Genomic DNA, 15,808 nt, shown 5'->3' with positions numbered 1-15,808 from the left:
ACCCCTTCATGCACCACTGACGCCTCAAGGACCACCATGGCCGAGCAACAGCTGCCCGCCTGGGCCGACCCGTCCGTCCCCGCCGCCGCCCTGGACGCGCAGGGCGTCTCCAGACGCGGGCTCCTGCGCCGCGCGGGCCTCTTCGGCGCCGCGCTCGCCCTCGGGTCCGCGACCCCGGCTCTCGCCGCCGACGACAGACGCCTCGGCGGCAACGACCCCCACCTCGCCTACCTGGTCGGCGACCACCACATCCACTCCGTCTACAGCCACGACGCCAAGTACACGTTCTCCCAGCTGGCCGCCGCGGGCGCGAAGTACGGCCTGGACTGGATGGTGTTCACCGAGCACTCCAACTTCGGGCACGCCCGGTACGGCGCCCCGCTGGAACATGAGGAGATCCTCAGGGCCCGCGCCGAGAACCCGCGCCAGCTGATCTTCCAGGGCCTGGAGTGGTACATCCCGGCCGCCGAGCACTGCACGGTGTTCGTGGCGCCCGGTCCGCACGAGGTCGACGTACTGACCCGGTTCGAGAGCGCCTTCGACGGCAAGCTGCTCGGCTACACCGAAGGATCCGCCGGGGCCGCCGACACCGCCCGCAACGAAGCGCACGCCGTCAAGGCACTCCAGTGGCTGGCCGAGCAGCGCCGCACCGGCTACGTCGACGACGTGCTGGTCCTCGCCAACCACCCGATGCGCCTGGGCATCGACTCCCCGCACGAGATGCGCAACTGGCGGGACGCGGCCCCCGAGATCATGATCGGCATGGAGGGCGCGCCGGGCGCCCAGGGCGCGGCCATCCCCGGCTGGCGGGGCTCCACGTCGATCCGGGGCGAGTACGAGAACAAGCCGTCCGCGCAGTCGTGGGCGGGTTACCCGGCGGACGCGTATCCGACGTACGGCGGCTTCGACTGGGCGACGGCGACCGTCGGCGGCCTGTGGGACTCGATGCTGGCCGAGGGCAGGCTGTTCTCCGTCACCACCAACTCCGACGCCCACCGCATCGTCTTCGACACCTGGAGGAACGGCGACTGGCCGGCGGGGCAGAACTTCGACAACACCGGCAAGCTGCCCGACCCGGTCGACACCGGCTCCCCGCAGCCGGGCAGCGACTTCTGGCCGGGCCAGTTCAGCCGTACGCACGTCGGCGTCACCCTCCCCCACTACCTGAACGGTGGGGGCGGTGCCCCCATCGGCTACCGGGCGGTGATGGCGGGCCTGCGCGCCGGCCGTGTCTGGCTCGACCACGGGCACCTGCTGGACGGCCTCGACGTGCGCCTCAAGCGCGACTGCGACGACGGCCCCGGTGTGACGCTGGGCAGCAGGCTGCGCGTCCGAGAGGGCGACAAGCTCACGCTCACCGTCACCGTGACGACCGCCTCCCGCCCCAACCCGCACGGCCTCCTGCCCGAGTTGGCGCATGTGGACGTCATCCGGGGCGCGGTGCGCGGCCCGGTGGCCGACCGCGACAGCTGGCGGGCGCCCGACACCAGGGTCGTGCACACCACGGACGTCACCGGCCGGACGGGGACGTACACCCTGCGCATCCCGGTCACCGCCGGGGACGAGTCCTTCTACCTCCGGCTGCGCGGCAGCGACGGCAACCGGCACGGCACCGGCTACCTCGGCGCCTCCGTCGACCCGCACGGGCCGATCCCCCACGAGCCCGGAAACGGTGACCCGTGGGCCGATACGTGGTTCTATGCGAACCCCATCTTCGTCGACGTGAAGGGCTCCTGATGAGACGTCACCTCTTCGTATCCACCGCCTTATCGGGAGCCCTCGCGCTGGGCGCGGGTACGGCGTCGGCCGCCGGTGACCCCCAGTGGGTGCAGACCGGCACGGCGTACACCGACACGCTGGGCTCGGGCCAGGGCCTCGCGAGCCGTGCGGACGGCTCGCTGCTGTACCGGGGCCTGGTCTCCGTCCCGCCGGCTCTTCGCGTCAAGGGCTGGAACCACATCGGCGACCCGGACATCGCGCGCGGCCATGTCTTCGACGCCTACCAGGGTGCCGACACGGCCACGTCGAAGATGTTCGCGGTGACCACCCCGGCCGGGAAGCGCTACGAGTACGTCCATCAGCTGACCGCGGGCGAGAAGGTGAACAACTCCTTCGCCGCCGTCTCGCCCGACGGGCAGTGGCTGGTGTCGGGCGAGTGGGGCGAGCAGCGCAGACTCCAGGTCTTCCCCGCTCCCCTGCTCAACCCGTCCACTGCGCCGACGGGCGGCGCGCTGCCGGAGGCCGGGCAGATCACCCTGGACAGGCCGGTGCGCGACATCCAGGGCTGCGACTTCGTCACCGACACCCGCCTGGTGTGCGCGTCGAACGACGCCACCGGAACCCTGTTCCCCGAGATCCGGCCGCTGCTCCAGGTCGACCTGCCGCACAAGCCGGACGGCCGGCCGGTCACCGGCTCGGTGAAGAGCCTGTTCGCACTGCCGCAGCGCAGCGTGTGCACGGGCACGTTCGAGACCGAGGGAGTCGACTACGACGTGACCAGCGGCACGCTGCGCGCGGAGGTGATCCCGCCGGGGGTGTGCGCGGTGGCTACTGCGGTCTATTCGTACCGTCAGGCGTAGAACCGCGACAGGCTCTGCAGTACCGCCGCCGGCTTGGCTCCGCCCTCGATCTCGATCGTGCCGTCGACGCTGATCTGCACTCCGCCGGGCACCTCCTCGACCTCCGCCAGCTTCCCCACCAGCCGGATCCTCGACCCGACCTTCACGGGTGCGGGGAAACGCACCTTGTTCAGGCCGTAGTTGACCTTGGTGGTGACGCCCTGGACGTCCAGCAGTTCGGTGAACAGCGGGATGAAGAGGGAGAGGGTGAGGTAGCCGTGCGCGATGGGCGCGCCGAAGGGGCCGGTGGCGGCCTTCTCCGGGTCCACGTGGATCCACTGGTGGTCGCCCGTGGCGTCGGCGAAGGTGTCGATGCGCTCCTGGGTGACCTCGATCCACTCGCTGGTGCCCAGGTCGCTGCCGGCGAGCTTCTTCAGTTCGTCGAGACCGTTGACGGTGATGCCCATGAAGGTGTCCTTAACTCAGGAGTCGGTGCCGTAGCGCTTGCGCACCCGGGACTTGAGGAGCTTGCCGGAGGCGGTGCGCGGCAGTTCGTCCGCGACCACCACCGACTTGGGGATCTTGTACTTGGCGAGGCGTCCGGCCAGGGACGCGAGGACCTCGTCGGGGTCCAGCGCGGCGCCCTCCCGGGGTACGACGACCGCGCGCGGCACCTCGCCCCACTTGTCGTCCGGCACGCCGATGACCGCGCACTCGACGATGTCCGGGTGGGCGAGGAGCTGGTCCTCGATCTCGGCGGGGTAGATGTTCTCCCCGCCGGAGATGATCATGTCCTTGATCCGGTCGACGATGAAGACGTAGCCGTCCTCGTCGATCCGGGCGGCGTCGCCGCTGCGGAACCAGCCGTCGGCGAAGGAGGCGGCCGTCTCCTCGGGCAGTCCCCAGTAGCCGGGCATGACGTGCGGTCCGCGGACGATGACCTCGCCGGTCTCGCCGACGTCGGCCGGTGACATGTCGGGCCGTACGACCCTCACGTCGCTGAAGAAGTGCGGTACGCCCGCCGAACCCGCCTTGGTGACCGCGTGTTCGGCGTCCAGGAAGAGCGTGCCGGGGGCCGCCTCCGTCATGCCGTAGCCCTGCAGGAAGGTCAGCCCGCGCTCCTGGTACTTCGCGATGAGCGGTGTCGGGACCGGGGAGCCCCCGCAGGTGAGGATGCGCAGGGAGGACAGGTCCGCGGCCGCCCAGCGTTCGTGCCGGGCCACCTGGTCGAACATGGTCGGCACCCCGAACATGAAGGTGATGCGGTGCCGGTCGATCAGGTCGAAGGTGGTCTCCGGGTCGAAGGCCTCGACCAGGACGCAGGTACCGCCCTTGAGCAGCACGGGCAGGGTGAGCATGTTCAGCCCGGCCGTGTGGAACAGGGGCGCCGAGACCAGGGCGCGTTCGTCGGCGATCAGGTCGTGGTCGATCAGGACGTTGAACGCGTTCCAGATGAGATTGCCGTGCGTGAGCATCGCGCCCTTGGGGCGGCCCGTCGTCCCCGAGGTGTACATGATGATGCAGGTGTCGTCGGTGGTGACCGGTTCGTCGATCGGCTCGTCCGGGGCCCCGGCGACCTCCTCCTCGTACTCGGCGCCGACCTCGAGGTACGTCCGTACGTCCGTGCTGCCCGGCAGCCCGGCGACGAGCCCGGCGTGCGAGGGGCCGTAGACGAGGGCCTTCGCACCGGAGTCGCTGAGCTGGTAGGCGATCTCGGGCCCGGCGAGCCGGGTGTTGAGCGGCACGAACACCGCGCCGAGCGTGCCCGCCGCGAACAGGGTCTCCAGGTAGGAGGGGTGGTTCGGGCCGAGGTAGGCGATCCGGTCGCCGCGCCTGACGCCCCGGGCGCGCAGGGCGTGGGCGAGCCGGGTGGTGCGTGCGTACAGGTCGGCGTAGGTGATCGCGGTGTCGCGGTGGATCAGGGCGGTGCGGTGCGGGGTCTTGCGGGCCCGGCGTGCGGGCCACGAACCCAGTCCCTCGTTGCGCATCTTCGCGCCCCTTACGGTGTGGTCAGCCCGAGCAGGCGGGCGGCGTTCTCCTTGAGGATCTTCGGCCGGACCTCTTCCTTGATCGTCAGCTTGTCGAAGTCGGCGAGCCAGCGGTCGGGGGTGAGGACGGGGAAGTCGGAGCCGAAGAGGACCTTGTCCTTCAGCAGCGTGTTGGCGTACTGCACCAGCTGCGGCGGGAAGTACTTCGGCGACCAGCCGGACAGGTCGATGTGCACGCCCGGCTTGTGCGTGGCGACGGCGAGGGCCTCGTCCTGCCAGGGGAAGGACGGGTGCGCCAATATGATCTTCAGGTGCGGGAAGTCGGCGGCGACGTCGTCGACGTGGAGCGGGTTGGAGTACTTCAGGCGGATCCCGCCCCCGCCCGGCACCCCGGCGCCGATGCCGGTCTGGCCGGTGTGGAACAGGGCGATGGTGCCGGTCTCCTCGATCACCTCGTACAGGTCGTACGCCACCGAGCGGTCGTTGGGGAAGAAGCCCTGGATGCTGGGGTGGAACTTGAATCCCTTCACCCCGTACTCCTCGACCAGGCGCCGCGCCTGCTTGACCCCCGCCCTGCCCCGGAAGGGGTCGATGGAGGCGAACGGGATCAGCACGTCCGCGTTGGCGGCGGCGGCCTCGGCGACCTCCTCGTTGGGGACCGGTGCGGTGCCGGTGGCGGACTCGGCGTCCACCGTGAAGATCACGGCGGCCATCTTCCGCTCACGGTAGTAGGCGGCCGTCTCCTCAAGCGTCGGCTTCCGCTTGCCCTCGACCTTGAAGTAGGCGGAGGAGGCGTCGTGCAGGTCGTCGTCCAGGGAGGAGTGGCCCTTGGAGGAGACCTCGGCGTGGGTGTGGACGTCGATGGCGACCAGTTCGTCGACGTTCATGGAGAGGTCCATCACGCCTCCGGGAGCTTCGGCGCCGGGATGCCGACCGTCTGGAGTTCCGCGCCGACCGAGGTGGGCCAGGCGGCGGCCAGGGCGTCGGGGGTCCAGCCGCCGTCGGCGTAGGCCGCCCTGATCTCCTGCGGATGCGACCAGAGTGCCACCTTGTCACCGCCGATGCCGATGGCCTGCCCCGTGATGCCGCGCGCGGCCTCGGAGGCGAGGAACGGGATCAGGGCCGCGCAGTCCTCGGGGGTGCCGAAGCCCTCGCCCTTGCGGAGGAAGTCCGGCAGCGGCTCGCCGTTCTTCATGGCCTCGATGTACGGGGCGAAGGCGGGGATGGTCTCGGTCATCGCGGTCGCCGCGACCGGCACGACGGCGTTGACGGTGATGTTCGCGCGGCCCAGTTCCATGGCCCAGGTGCGGGCCATGGCGGCGATGCCGGCCTTCGCGGCCGCGTAGTTCGTCTGGCCGAAGTTGCCGCGCTGGCCGGCCGGGGAGCCGATCAGGATCAGGCTGCCGCCCTCGCCCTGCTCGCGCATGCGGACGGCGGCGGCGCGGGCGCAGGTGAAGGTGCCCTTGAGGTGGGTGGTGATCACCGCGTCGAAGTCGTCGTCGGTCATCTTCCACAGCACCTTGTCGCGCAGAATGCCGGCGTTGGTGACCAGGACGTCGAGGCGTCCGAACTCCTCCACCGCGCGGCCGACGAGCCGGTCGGCGGCCTCGCTCGTGCCGACCGGGACCACCTCGGCGACGGCCGTGCCGCCGGCCTCGGTGATGGACTTCACGGCCGCCTCGGCCACGGCTTCGTCGATGTCGTTGACGACCACGGACGCACCGTGGGCGGCCAGGGCATGGGCGTAGGCGAGGCCGAGACCCCGGCCGCTGCCGGTGACGACGGCGGCCTTGCCGGAGAGATCGATGCTGGGCACGGGCGAGTCCCTTCGCATGGAGTGCGCCTGGACGGCGCGGCGGTGCGGCTTCGAGATCGAAGCTAAGAGCAATAATTGTCGACGTCAATAGTTGTTGATGACCGCGTGGTGCGCCATGCTGGAATCTCCCTGGGGAACCGGCCCCGGCGATCGAGAACAGGGAGCCCGCCATCACACGCCAGCACGTCACGAACACCGACCCGATCGACGCGGACGAGCCGTGGATGCGCGGGCTGCACGCGGACGCGGGGTACCTGCTGTACCGCCTGGGCCTGCGCTCGGGTCAGCTGTTCAACTCCTTCCTGCAGGAGTCGGGGCTGCGCCTGCGCCACTACGCGGTGCTGCGCTTCCTCGCCACCACCCAGGGCGCGCTGCAGCGTGAGCTGAGCGCCCGGCTCGGCTACGACCCGAGCGCTATCGTCGGCCTCGTCGACGACCTCGAGAAGCTCGGCTTCGCCGAGCGCAGACCGTCCCCCGACGACCGGCGCAGCCGGATCGTGGTCCTCACCGAAGAGGGCCGCGACTTCCTGCGGGACACCGACGAGGCGGGAGTGCGGGTGACGAACGAACTGCTGGGCCCGCTCGATCCGGCGGAGCGGGAGACCCTGCACGCCCTGCTGCTGCGCATCGCGGGGGACGGGCTCAGCTGATGCCGTGCAAGTGATTGACTGCCGCGGGGTCCCTGCCTAACTTCGGTCTGCCCCTCCCCCGACGCCCCCGCACCCCCGGGAGACGCCCGGCCATGACCGTGACCGCCCGCTCCGCGCCCGACCGGCTGCTGTCCGTGCTCGCCGCCTTCGACCACGAGCACCCCGCGCTGTGCCTGACGGACATCAGCCGCCGGGCCGGGCTCAGTCTGACCACCGCGCACCGGCTCGTGGGCGCCCTCACCCAGTGGGGCGCCCTGGAGCGGGACGAGTCCGGCGTCTACCACGTCGGGCTGCGGCTGTGGGAGGTCGCCGCGCTCGCGCCCCGCGGTCTCGCGTTGCGGCAGATCGCGCTGCCGTACCTGGAGGACCTGTACGAGGCGACACACGAGAACGTGCAGATGGCGGTGCGGGACGGGGCGGAGGTCGTCTACATCGAGTGGCTGTCGGGGCGGTCCGCGGTCGGCGTGCACATCCGGGTCGGCGCGCGCTGGCCGCTGCACGCCACCGGGGTCGGGCTCGCGCTGCTGGCGCACGGCGAGCCGGAGTTCCAGGAGGCGTACTGCTCGGGTCCGCTCGTCTCCTTCACCCCGTACACGATCACCGACCCGGCACGGCTGCGCCGGGTGCTGGCGGAGGTGCGGCGCACCGGGGCCGCGGTGAGCGACCGCCAGGTCACGGACGACGCGCTGTCGGTGGCGGCCCCGGTGCGCGGGCCCGACGGCACGGTGGCCGCCGCCGTCTCGGTCGTCGTACCGCACGCCGACGCCCAGGTACCGGTGCTGGTCCCGGCGGTGCGGCTGGCGGCGCGCGGGATCTCACGGGCACTGGGGTGGCAGCCGGAGCGGCCCTGAGCCGGTGAGCGACGTCAGGGCCGCCGGGCGCGGGGTGCCGTCAGCAGTTGCCGGGCATCGGCTTCCCGGCGAAGCGGTCGCCGAGCCACTTCACGACGTCGTCGACCGCCTGGAAGTCACCGAGCATGTGGTCGCCGAGGTAGGTGTTCCACTGGGTGGGGATCCTGGCGGAGCAGTACGCCTGCCGGGTGGCCTCCTCGGTCTCGGACGGGATGACCTCGTCGAGGAGGCCGCGGTACTGCAGCACGGGGAAGCGGATCTCGTAGCGGGCGCCGGAGCCGGCGGGGCCGACGCCGGCTCCGAGCTTGTTGCGGTCGACGATCTGGCCCCAGGTCGTGCCGTCCGGGCCGCGCAGCGCGAAGATCTGGTCGAGCGTCAGCTTGTCCTTGGTGTAGTTCTCGGTCCTGCCGCCGACGAAGCGCGCGAGGGTGCCGACGAGGCACAGTGTCTTCGCGTCCCGCACGGCCGTGCGGCCCTCGTCGTTGAGGAGTTCGTCGAAGGGCATCTCCGGGTTGGTCGTGGCCATGCCGATGACGGCGTCGAGCAGAAACCCGGCGAACGCCCCGCCGTCGAGGCTCTTCGCCACCACCTTGAGGTCCCCGGGCACCCCGCCGGACGCCACACCCACGACGTTCAGGCCGGGGGCGTACGAACGGGCCAGCTGCGCGGCCCACAGGCTGCCGGCGCCGCCCTCCGAGTAGCCCCACAGGCCGACCCGGGCCGCCGCGCTCAGCCCGCTGCCGGGCACCTTCGGCGCGGCCCGCGCGATGTCCAGCACCGCGTGTCCGGCGTCGGCGCCGGAGACGTACGGGTGGACCTGGCCGTCGAGGTACCCGGCGCCGTCCGTCGCGGCGACGGCGTACCCGGCGCGCAGCAGCGCGGCGATGTTCCCGCCCTCGTAGGCGTCCTGGTACTCGCCCGCGAGCTGCTTGGAGAAGGCGCACTGCGGTCCGATGCCGAGGGTGCCGGGCGCGAACGCGACCAGCGGACGTTCGCCCGGACCGGTCCACGCAGCGCGGGGCACGACGACCGTGCCGGACACGGCGACCGGCCGGCCCCGTCCGTCGGTCGACGCGTACTGCACCTTCCAGGCGGTCATCGGGGTGTCGTCACCGACCAGCGGCAGGGCGTCGACCTGGCGGCAGGCGAGGACGGTCCCCGGGGCGGCCGTGACGTTCGCCGGGGCCTGGTAGATCGCGGCGTCCGCCGCGGCGCAGCCCTCCAGGGCGGTGCCGGCCCTCGCCACGGGCACGGCGAGGGCGGTCGCCAGCAGAGCACCGGCACCGAGCAGCGCGGCTCTGCGCACCGACGGCTTCTTCGACCTGTGTGACATCACGTCAGAGCGTCCCTTCCGAGCGGTGAGGTGGGGGCGGGACGACGGTACGAACAGGCCAGTGAGCACTGCTAGTTAAGGAATTACGAACCGGGAGCGCCTTCAGTGCGCCCCGGTGACAAAGCCCGGATGCCGTGCGCAGCCGGGGGCGGCTCCCCGGGCAAGGGCCGTGGGCGGTGCGGGAGGCGGCGCGGCCCTGCGAGCCCCGGCTCGGCCGTCCCTGACTACCGGCTGAAGCAGTCCGTCCCCGTGGCACGGCGGGTGACGGTCCGTGCGCCGGGGCGGACGCGGAACTCGTAGCAGCCCTGGTCCGTCCCGCCCTGGTCCAGGGTGCCGACCCTGGCATCCAGGATCACCGCCGTGGCCGATCTGTCGATGCCGAGGGGGACGGCCACCGGGTCGTGGACCGCGGGCTGCCCCATCGGGCCGGTCTTCGGCAGGGCGAGCGCGTCGCGCAGTTCCGCGTCGGTCGCCCCGCCGTCCGCGACGGCACGGTGGAGCCGCTGTGCGATCTTCCGGGCGGCAGCGTCGAGCCGCGCTCGGGCGGCGGCCTCCTCGCGGGCGAGCTGCTCACGATCCATGCGGTAGCAGCCCTGGTCGGTGAGCTTCCGGTCGGTGACGGAGGCGGGCCGCACCCGGACGCGGAACTCGTAGCAGTCCTTGTCGCCGGCGTTCCTGGACAGCCAGACGAGAGCGGTCAGGTGTCCCCGGTCGGTCTCCTGGTTCTGTATGCCGACGCCGCGGGTGCGCCACACCGGGGCGGCGCGGACCGCGTCGAGTCCGCCGTCGGTGAGGGCCGCGCGCAGCTCGGCGGTGATGTCGCGGGCGACGGTCTCCGGTGCGCGGTAGGGAGCGGAGGGCAGCCGCGTGCAGGCGTCGTAGGGGACTTCCCGCACCCGGACGGCCGGTGGTTCGGCCCGGAAGCGGTAACAGCCGGAAGCCGTGGTGCCACCGGCGAGCCAGCCCGGTCCCGCTCCGTGGAGTGCGGCCGTGATCGTGACGCCGCGTCCCTGTCTCCGGGTCTCGCTCGGGGTTTTGCCCAGGACCCGGTCGATCTCCGTACCGAGCAGGGTGCCGTCGGCGGCGGAGTCGGCGAGCCGTGCCCTCGCCGACTCCACGGCGGTGCGCAGACTGGCGCGCGCCTCGGCCTCGTTGGCGTCCGACGTCTCCGCGAACCACCACCACAAGCCGCCCCACAGCAGCACGATCAGCACCAGAATGGTCATCACAGCGGTCAGACAGCCGTCCACCGCGCGTCCCCCGTCGCTCCCCATGCCCCCAGGCTTCCCGTATCAGCCACCGAGGGGTGACGCGTGTCCGACACGTGATCGGAAAGGGCCCGGCCCGCAACAGAGGCCTCACCGGCGGGCGTCCGGGGTTTCACGGGGTGAACTCCACTGCCGCCCAAGCACTTTCACGGTTTCACCTCTTGACGGCCTCCGTGACGAGGAGCACATTGGCGGCACTTTGAGAGCGCTCTCAGGGACGTCCGGGGCGCTCCCCGGGCTCACCCGCGCACATCACCCCGTACCCGAGAGGCACCCCCACATGAGTGACACCTCCGGTATACCCGTCCCCGCCCCGACGCGCAGACGCCGCCCCGTCCGGCGCGCGCTCGTCGCCGTACTCGGCACCCTCGGCCTCACGTTGACCGCCGCCGCGGTCGCCGGCCCGGCCGCGAACGCCTCCGCTCCCACACCCCCGGCCGGCTGGACGCAGGTCTTCCTCGACGACTTCAACGGCGCCGCGGGCACGGGCGTCAACACGTCCGACTGGCAGTACGCGACCGGCACGTCGTACCCCGGCGGCCCCGCCAACTGGGGCACCGGCGAGGTCGAGACGATGACGAACAGCACCGGCAACGTCTCCCTCGACGGCAACGGCAACCTGCGCATCACCCCGCTGCGCGACGCGGCCGGCAGGTGGACCTCGGGCCGCATCGAGACCAACCGCACCGACTTCCAGCCCCCGTCCGGCGGCAAGCTGCGCGTCGAGGCCCGCCTCCAGATGCCCAACGTCACCGGCACCGCGGCCGAGGGCTACTGGCCCGCGTTCTGGATGCTGGGCGCGCCCTACCGCGGCAACTACCAGAACTGGCCGGGCGTCGGTGAGCTGGACATCATGGAGAACGTCCAGGGCCGCAACCAGGTGTGGGCCACGATGCACTGCGGCACCAACCCCGGCGGCCCGTGCAACGAGACCACCGGCATCGGCAACTCCACGGCGTGCCCGAACACCACCTGCCAGTCCGGCTTCCACACGTACACCATGGAGTGGGACCGCTCGGTGAGCCCGGAGGCGATCCGGTTCTCCGTCGACGGCGTCACCTTCCACACGGTCACCGCCAACCAGGTCGACGCGACCACCTGGGCCAACGCCACCGACCACGGCTTCTTCATCATCCTCAACGTCGCGATGGGCGGCGCCTTCCCGGACGCGTTCGGCGGTGGCCTGGACGGCGACACGCGATCCGGCGTCCCGATGGTCGTGGACTACGTCCAGGTGCTGTCGGCCGGTGGGAGCGGTACCACGCCTCCTCCGACCGGCAGCCGGGACGCCTACAGCGCCATCCAGGCCGAGTCGTACGACGGCCAGTCGGGGGTGACCACCGAGACCACCTCCGACTCCGGCGGCGGCCGGAACATCGGTTCGCTGGCCAACGGTGACTGGGCCCTCTTCAAGGGCGTCAGCTTCGGCTCCACCGCGGCCAGGCAGTTCTACGGCCGGGTGGCGAGCGGCGCCGCCTCCGGCGTCAGCGGCCTGGTGGAGGTGCGCCTCGACAGCCGTACCAGCACACCCGTCGGCAGCTTCGCGGTGGGCAACACGGGCGGCTGGCAGTCATGGCGGACGATCCCGGCGAACATCAGCCCGGTGACGGGCACGCACGACGTGTATCTCACCTTCACCAGCGGGCAGTCGCAGGACTTCGTCAACGTGAACTGGTTCGACTTCGGTCACTGACCCCGGGCCGAGCACGCGCCGGCGAGCGCCCTGCGCCCACCCGCACAGGGCGCTCGCCCCGCTTGCGCGGGCCGTCAGGCACCCCGTCGGTCGAGCGAGGCCAGCCACTGCCACCGTCGGCGTTCCGTGACGAGGGTGGTGGCGGCCAGCAGGGACACCAGGACCGCTGCCCAGGACGGCCAGGCCAGCCACGCGGAGATCACGGCCGCGGCGAGTTGCAGCAGCACCAGCAGGATCGTGACCCGGCCGGGCACCGGCACGATCACCTGGGCCTTGTCCCCTGGGGTGGAGAAGACCGTCGGGAGGCCGATCAGGACCACCACGGCCAGGACGGCGAGCAGCCATGAGTGCCCGGACAGCGCCCAGGGAGTGGCCACCCAGGCGGCGAGTTCCGTCGCGAAGCGCAGGACCGGCGCCGTGCGGTCGTCCGGTCGTTCCAATCGTCCCCCCGAGCAGCGAAGTGAGCCACCGGCAGGCGATGTTACGGGTGGGGCCGTCGCAGGAGAAGGCGATTTCCCGATGGCCCCTAACGCAACTCCGCGCGGAACGCCGCCGGCGTCATGTCCGTGTGCTGGTGGAAGAACTTGGAGAAGTTCGCCGCGTCGGGGAAACCGACCGCCGCGCCGACCCGGCCGATCGGCATGTCGGTGTGGGCGAGAAGGCGCTTGGCCTCCAGGACGACCCGCTTGTCGATGAACGCCTTGGGCGTCTCGCCGGTGGCGGCGCGGACCGCGCGGACCAGGGTGCGGCGGGAGTAACCGAGGGCGTCGGCGTAGGCGCTGACGCTGTGGTTGGTGGCGAACCCCTCCTCCACGGCGTCCCGGAAGAGGGTGAAGGTGGTGCCGGGCCGCCCGGCGGCCTGAGCCGCCGAGCTCGCCGCGAGATGCGCCAGGCGCAGCAGGAACGCCGTCAGGGAGTGGCGCAGCACCGCGGTGTGCAGGCTCAGCGGCAGCGTCGACGTGTCCTCGTACTCGCGCCGCAGCTGGGCGAGCGCGGCTTGCAGGCCCTTCCGCTGTGCCGCGTCGGGGTGCAGCAGGGGCGGCAGGTCGTAGCGGTACAGGCCGGTGGCCTCGACCGTGGCGCGGGGCAGGAAGCCGGGCTGCATGGTCAGGACGGTTCCGCGGTACTCGCTGTCCCGCGCGAAGCGGTGGACCTGCCCCGGGCGGATCCACAGCAGGTCGCCGGCCGTCGCCTCGTACTCGGCGAAGTCGATCATGTGTCGTACGGGGCCGTCGCTGAAGAGCATCACGACGTGGAAGTCGATGCGGTGCACACGGTGAAGCGGCGCCTCGGCGTGCCAGGTGCGGCCGGTGCCCATGGGGCCGACCTGCATGCCGACGCCGAGGACGCTCCGATCGACCGGGAAGGGGAACGTTCTGATCCCGTCGCCGCCGACACCGTCACCGTCTTGGATGGTTCTGTCCGCCATGTTCTTCTTGTGCCCGCTCGATCGCCCGGTCGGTGTCCCAGTTTCACCAAAGGCTGGCACACCGCGACCTTCCCTCAGAAAAGTCAGACTTTTAAGTTCGAACACGTCGGACCAGCTACCACGCTCCCATCGAGGACTTCTTGAAGATGAGCACGCAGACACCGGACACCTTCGAATGGACCGAACTCGACCGGCGTGCCGTCGACACCGCCCGCCTGCTGGCGGCCGATGCCGTGCAGAAGGTCGGAAACGGGCATCCCGGCACCGCGATGAGCCTCGCCCCGGCGGCGTACACGATCTTTCAGAAGGTGATGCGCCATGACCCGGCCGACCCGGAGTGGGCCGGCCGCGACCGCTTCGTGCTGTCCCCCGGCCACACCTCGCTGACGCTCTACACCCAGCTCTTCCTCTCGGGCTACGAGCTGGAGCTGGACGACCTGAAGGCGTTCCGCACGCACGGTTCGAAGACCCCGGGTCACCCCGAGTACGGCCACACCGCCGGCGTGGAGACCACCACCGGCCCGCTCGGCCAGGGCGTCGCCAACGCCGTCGGCATGGCGATGGCCGCCCGCTTCGAGCGGGGCCTGTTCGACCCGGACGCCCCGCAGGGCGAGTCCCCCTTCGACCACACCATCTGGGCGATCGTCTCCGACGGCGACCTCCAGGAGGGCGTCTCCGCCGAGGCCTCCTCCCTCGCCGGCCACCAGAAGCTCGGCAACCTGGTCTTCCTGTACGACGACAACCACATCTCCATCGAGGGCGACACCGCCACCGCCTTCTCCGAGGACGTGCTCAAGCGGTACGAGGCCTACGGCTGGCACGTGCAGCGGATCGAGCCCGCCGAGAACGGCGACATCGACGTGCACGCGCTGTACGCGGCGCTGCGGGCGGCGCAGGCCGAGACCGGGCGTCCCTCGATCATCGCGATGCGCACGATCATCGCCTGGCCCGCCCCGAACGCGCAGAACACCGAGGCCGCGCACGGCTCGGCGCTCGGCGAGGACGAGGTCGCGGCCACCAAGCGCGTCCTCGGCTTCGACCCGGAGCAGACCTTCGAGGTCGCCGACGACGTCCTCGCCCACACCCGCCGCGCCCTGGACCGGGGTGCCGAGGCGCACGCCGCCTGGGACAAGCGGATCGCCGCCTGGCGCGGCGCCGACGCCGAGCGGGCGGAGCTGTTCGACCGGATCAGCAAGGGTGAGCTGCCGAGGGGCTGGGAGGACGCCCTGCCGGTGTTCGAGCCCGGCAAGTCCGTCGCCACCCGTGCCGCGTCCGGGAAGGTGCTGCAGGCGCTGGGGGCGGTGATCCCCGAGCTGTGGGGCGGCTCGGCCGATCTGGCCGGCTCGAACAACACCACCATCGACAAGACCAGCTCCTTCCTGCCGACGGGCAACCCGCTGCCGGAGGCCGATCCGTACGGCCGCACCGTTCACTTCGGCATCCGTGAGTTCTCCATGGCCGCGGAGATGAACGGCATCGCACTGCACGGCAACACCCGCATCTACGGCGGCACCTTCCTGGTGTTCTCCGACTACATGCGCAACGCCGTCCGCATGTCGGCCCTGATGCAGCTGCCGGTGACGTACGTCTGGACGCACGACTCCATCGGCCTCGGCGAGGACGGCCCCACCCACCAGCCGGTCGAGCACCTGGCCTCCCTGCGCGCGATCCCGGGCCTGAACGTCGTCCGCCCGGCCGACGCCAACGAGACCGCGATCGCCTGGGCGGAGATCCTCAAGCGGCACGCCACCGACCCGGCCCCGCACGGCCTCGCGCTCACCCGCCAGGGCGTGCCGACGTACCGGCCGAACCCGGACGCGGCGAAGGGCGGCTACGTCCTCGCGGAGTCGTCGAAGGAGGCCCCGGACGTGATCCTCATCGCCACCGGCTCCGAGGTGCAGCTCGCCGTCGCCGCGCGGGAGCGGCTGGAGGCCGAGGGGATCGGCACCAGGGTCGTGTCGATGCCGTCCGTGGAGTGGTTCGAGGAGCAGGACCAGGCGTACCGCGAGCGTGTCCTGCCGCCGTCCGTGAAGGCCCGGGTCGCGGTCGAGGCCGGCATCGGTCTGACGTGGCACCGGTTCGTGGGGGACGCGGGACGCATCGTCTCCCTGGAGCACTTCGGCGCCTCGGCCGACGCCAAGACCCTGTTCGCCGAGTACGGCTTCACCGCCGAGAACGTCGTCGCCGCAGCCCGGGAATCCCTGGCCGCCGCGCGTGCCTGA

General features: G+C 71.6%; 14 protein-coding genes. 6 read left to right on the top strand and 8 right to left on the bottom strand.

The features are described 5' to 3' along the window. Positions 1–36: 36 nt before the first annotated feature. Positions 37–1,737, top strand: a complete 1,701-nt coding sequence (locus NW895_RS26360) for a PHP domain-containing protein (RefSeq protein WP_289938557.1) — start codon at positions 37–39, stop codon at positions 1,735–1,737. Further along, positions 1,737–2,579, top strand: coding sequence for a hypothetical protein (locus tag NW895_RS26355; protein WP_289938556.1), 843 nt, complete (start codon positions 1,737–1,739; stop codon positions 2,577–2,579). The genes NW895_RS26360 and NW895_RS26355 overlap by 1 nt, the downstream gene beginning before the upstream one ends. Here the strand turns inward: NW895_RS26355 and NW895_RS26350 are convergent. Genes NW895_RS26350 through NW895_RS26335 form a run of 4 tightly spaced genes read right to left on the bottom strand, consistent with a single transcriptional unit; the run spans position 2,570 to position 6,362 of the window. Then, the gene (locus NW895_RS26350; RefSeq protein ID WP_289938555.1) at positions 2,570–3,025 is read right to left on the bottom strand and encodes a MaoC family dehydratase; all 456 of its coding nucleotides are present in this window, start codon (positions 3,023–3,025) and stop codon (positions 2,570–2,572) included. The two genes, NW895_RS26355 and NW895_RS26350, sit on opposite strands and share 10 nt — an antisense overlap. Before the next feature lie 15 nt (positions 3,026–3,040). After that, positions 3,041–4,546 (bottom strand): o-succinylbenzoate--CoA ligase, encoded by a 1,506-nt coding sequence (gene menE, locus NW895_RS26345; RefSeq protein ID WP_289938554.1) that lies wholly within the window; start codon positions 4,544–4,546, stop codon positions 3,041–3,043. A gap of 11 nt (positions 4,547–4,557) precedes the next feature. Further along, positions 4,558–5,433 (bottom strand): amidohydrolase family protein, encoded by an 876-nt coding sequence (locus NW895_RS26340; RefSeq protein ID WP_289938553.1) that lies wholly within the window; start codon positions 5,431–5,433, stop codon positions 4,558–4,560. An 11-nt stretch (positions 5,434–5,444) separates the two neighbouring features. Beyond that, a complete protein-coding gene (locus NW895_RS26335) occupies positions 5,445–6,362 on the bottom strand; it encodes an SDR family oxidoreductase (protein ID WP_289938551.1) in 918 nt (305 codons plus the stop codon). 224 nt (positions 6,363–6,586) lie between these two features. On the opposite strand from NW895_RS26335, the gene NW895_RS26330 reads away from it, so the two are divergent. Next, positions 6,587–7,012 carry a MarR family transcriptional regulator gene (locus NW895_RS26330; RefSeq protein WP_289938549.1) on the top strand — a complete coding sequence of 142 codons (426 nt, stop codon included), beginning with the start codon at positions 6,587–6,589 and terminating at the stop codon, positions 7,010–7,012. 92 nt (positions 7,013–7,104) lie between these two features. Beyond that, the gene (locus NW895_RS26325; RefSeq protein ID WP_289938547.1) at positions 7,105–7,863 is read left to right on the top strand and encodes an IclR family transcriptional regulator; all 759 of its coding nucleotides are present in this window, start codon (positions 7,105–7,107) and stop codon (positions 7,861–7,863) included. Between the two features lie 40 nt (positions 7,864–7,903). Here the strand turns inward: NW895_RS26325 and NW895_RS26320 are convergent, their stop codons facing one another. Both NW895_RS26320 and NW895_RS26315 read right to left on the bottom strand, forming a co-directional pair. Continuing rightward, the gene (locus NW895_RS26320) at positions 7,904–9,196 is read right to left on the bottom strand and encodes a lipase family protein (protein WP_289938546.1); all 1,293 of its coding nucleotides are present in this window, start codon (positions 9,194–9,196) and stop codon (positions 7,904–7,906) included. A 224-nt stretch (positions 9,197–9,420) separates the two neighbouring features. Beyond that, positions 9,421–10,470 carry a hypothetical protein gene (locus NW895_RS26315; protein ID WP_289938545.1) on the bottom strand — a complete coding sequence of 350 codons (1,050 nt, stop codon included), beginning with the start codon at positions 10,468–10,470 and terminating at the stop codon, positions 9,421–9,423. Positions 10,471–10,744: 274 nt separating this feature from the next. Here NW895_RS26315 and NW895_RS26310 point away from each other — a divergent pair, with 274 nt between their 5' ends. Continuing rightward, entirely contained in the window at positions 10,745–12,157 is a 1,413-nt protein-coding gene (locus NW895_RS26310; protein WP_289938544.1) for a glycoside hydrolase family 16 protein, read from the top strand. Positions 12,158–12,231: 74 nt separating this feature from the next. Here NW895_RS26310 and NW895_RS26305 read toward each other — a convergent pair whose 3' ends face one another. Then, positions 12,232–12,597 carry a hypothetical protein gene (locus NW895_RS26305; RefSeq protein WP_289938543.1) on the bottom strand — a complete coding sequence of 122 codons (366 nt, stop codon included), beginning with the start codon at positions 12,595–12,597 and terminating at the stop codon, positions 12,232–12,234. Positions 12,598–12,683: 86 nt separating this feature from the next. Beyond that, a complete protein-coding gene (locus NW895_RS26300) occupies positions 12,684–13,586 on the bottom strand; it encodes an AraC family transcriptional regulator (RefSeq protein ID WP_289938542.1) in 903 nt (300 codons plus the stop codon). 146 nt (positions 13,587–13,732) lie between these two features. Here NW895_RS26300 and tkt point away from each other — a divergent pair, with 146 nt between their 5' ends. Then, on the top strand, positions 13,733–15,808 hold the full coding sequence (gene tkt, locus NW895_RS26295) for a transketolase (protein ID WP_289938541.1): 2,076 nt from the start codon (positions 13,733–13,735) through the stop codon (positions 15,806–15,808).

Origin of the sequence: Streptomyces sp. S.PNR 29 (genome assembly GCF_030386795.1) — a bacterium.
Classification (GTDB): domain Bacteria; phylum Actinomycetota; class Actinomycetes; order Streptomycetales; family Streptomycetaceae; genus Streptomyces.
This window is presented reverse-complemented; position numbering and strand designations above follow the sequence as displayed.

Bases quoted from the DNA above. Each gene is read 5' to 3' on its own strand.
- NW895_RS26360 (WP_289938557.1), top strand. From the start codon at position 37: ATGGCCGAGCAACAGCTGCCCGCCTGGGCCGACCCGTCCGTCCCCGCC.
- NW895_RS26325 (WP_289938547.1), top strand. From the start codon at position 7,105: ATGACCGTGACCGCCCGCTCCGCGCCCGACCGGCTGCTGTCCGTGCTC.
- NW895_RS26300 (WP_289938542.1), bottom strand. From the start codon at position 13,586: ATGGCGGACAGAACCATCCAAGACGGTGACGGTGTCGGCGGCGACGGG.
- NW895_RS26320 (WP_289938546.1), bottom strand. From the start codon at position 9,196: ATGTCACACAGGTCGAAGAAGCCGTCGGTGCGCAGAGCCGCGCTGCTC.
- NW895_RS26330 (WP_289938549.1), top strand. From the start codon at position 6,587: ATGCGCGGGCTGCACGCGGACGCGGGGTACCTGCTGTACCGCCTGGGC.
- NW895_RS26340 (WP_289938553.1), bottom strand. From the start codon at position 5,433: ATGAACGTCGACGAACTGGTCGCCATCGACGTCCACACCCACGCCGAG.
- NW895_RS26315 (WP_289938545.1), bottom strand. From the start codon at position 10,470: ATGGGGAGCGACGGGGGACGCGCGGTGGACGGCTGTCTGACCGCTGTG.
- NW895_RS26350 (WP_289938555.1), bottom strand. From the start codon at position 3,025: ATGGGCATCACCGTCAACGGTCTCGACGAACTGAAGAAGCTCGCCGGC.
- NW895_RS26310 (WP_289938544.1), top strand. From the start codon at position 10,745: ATGAGTGACACCTCCGGTATACCCGTCCCCGCCCCGACGCGCAGACGC.
- menE (WP_289938554.1), bottom strand. From the start codon at position 4,546: ATGCGCAACGAGGGACTGGGTTCGTGGCCCGCACGCCGGGCCCGCAAG.
- NW895_RS26355 (WP_289938556.1), top strand. From the start codon at position 1,737: ATGAGACGTCACCTCTTCGTATCCACCGCCTTATCGGGAGCCCTCGCG.
- tkt (WP_289938541.1), top strand. From the start codon at position 13,733: ATGAGCACGCAGACACCGGACACCTTCGAATGGACCGAACTCGACCGG.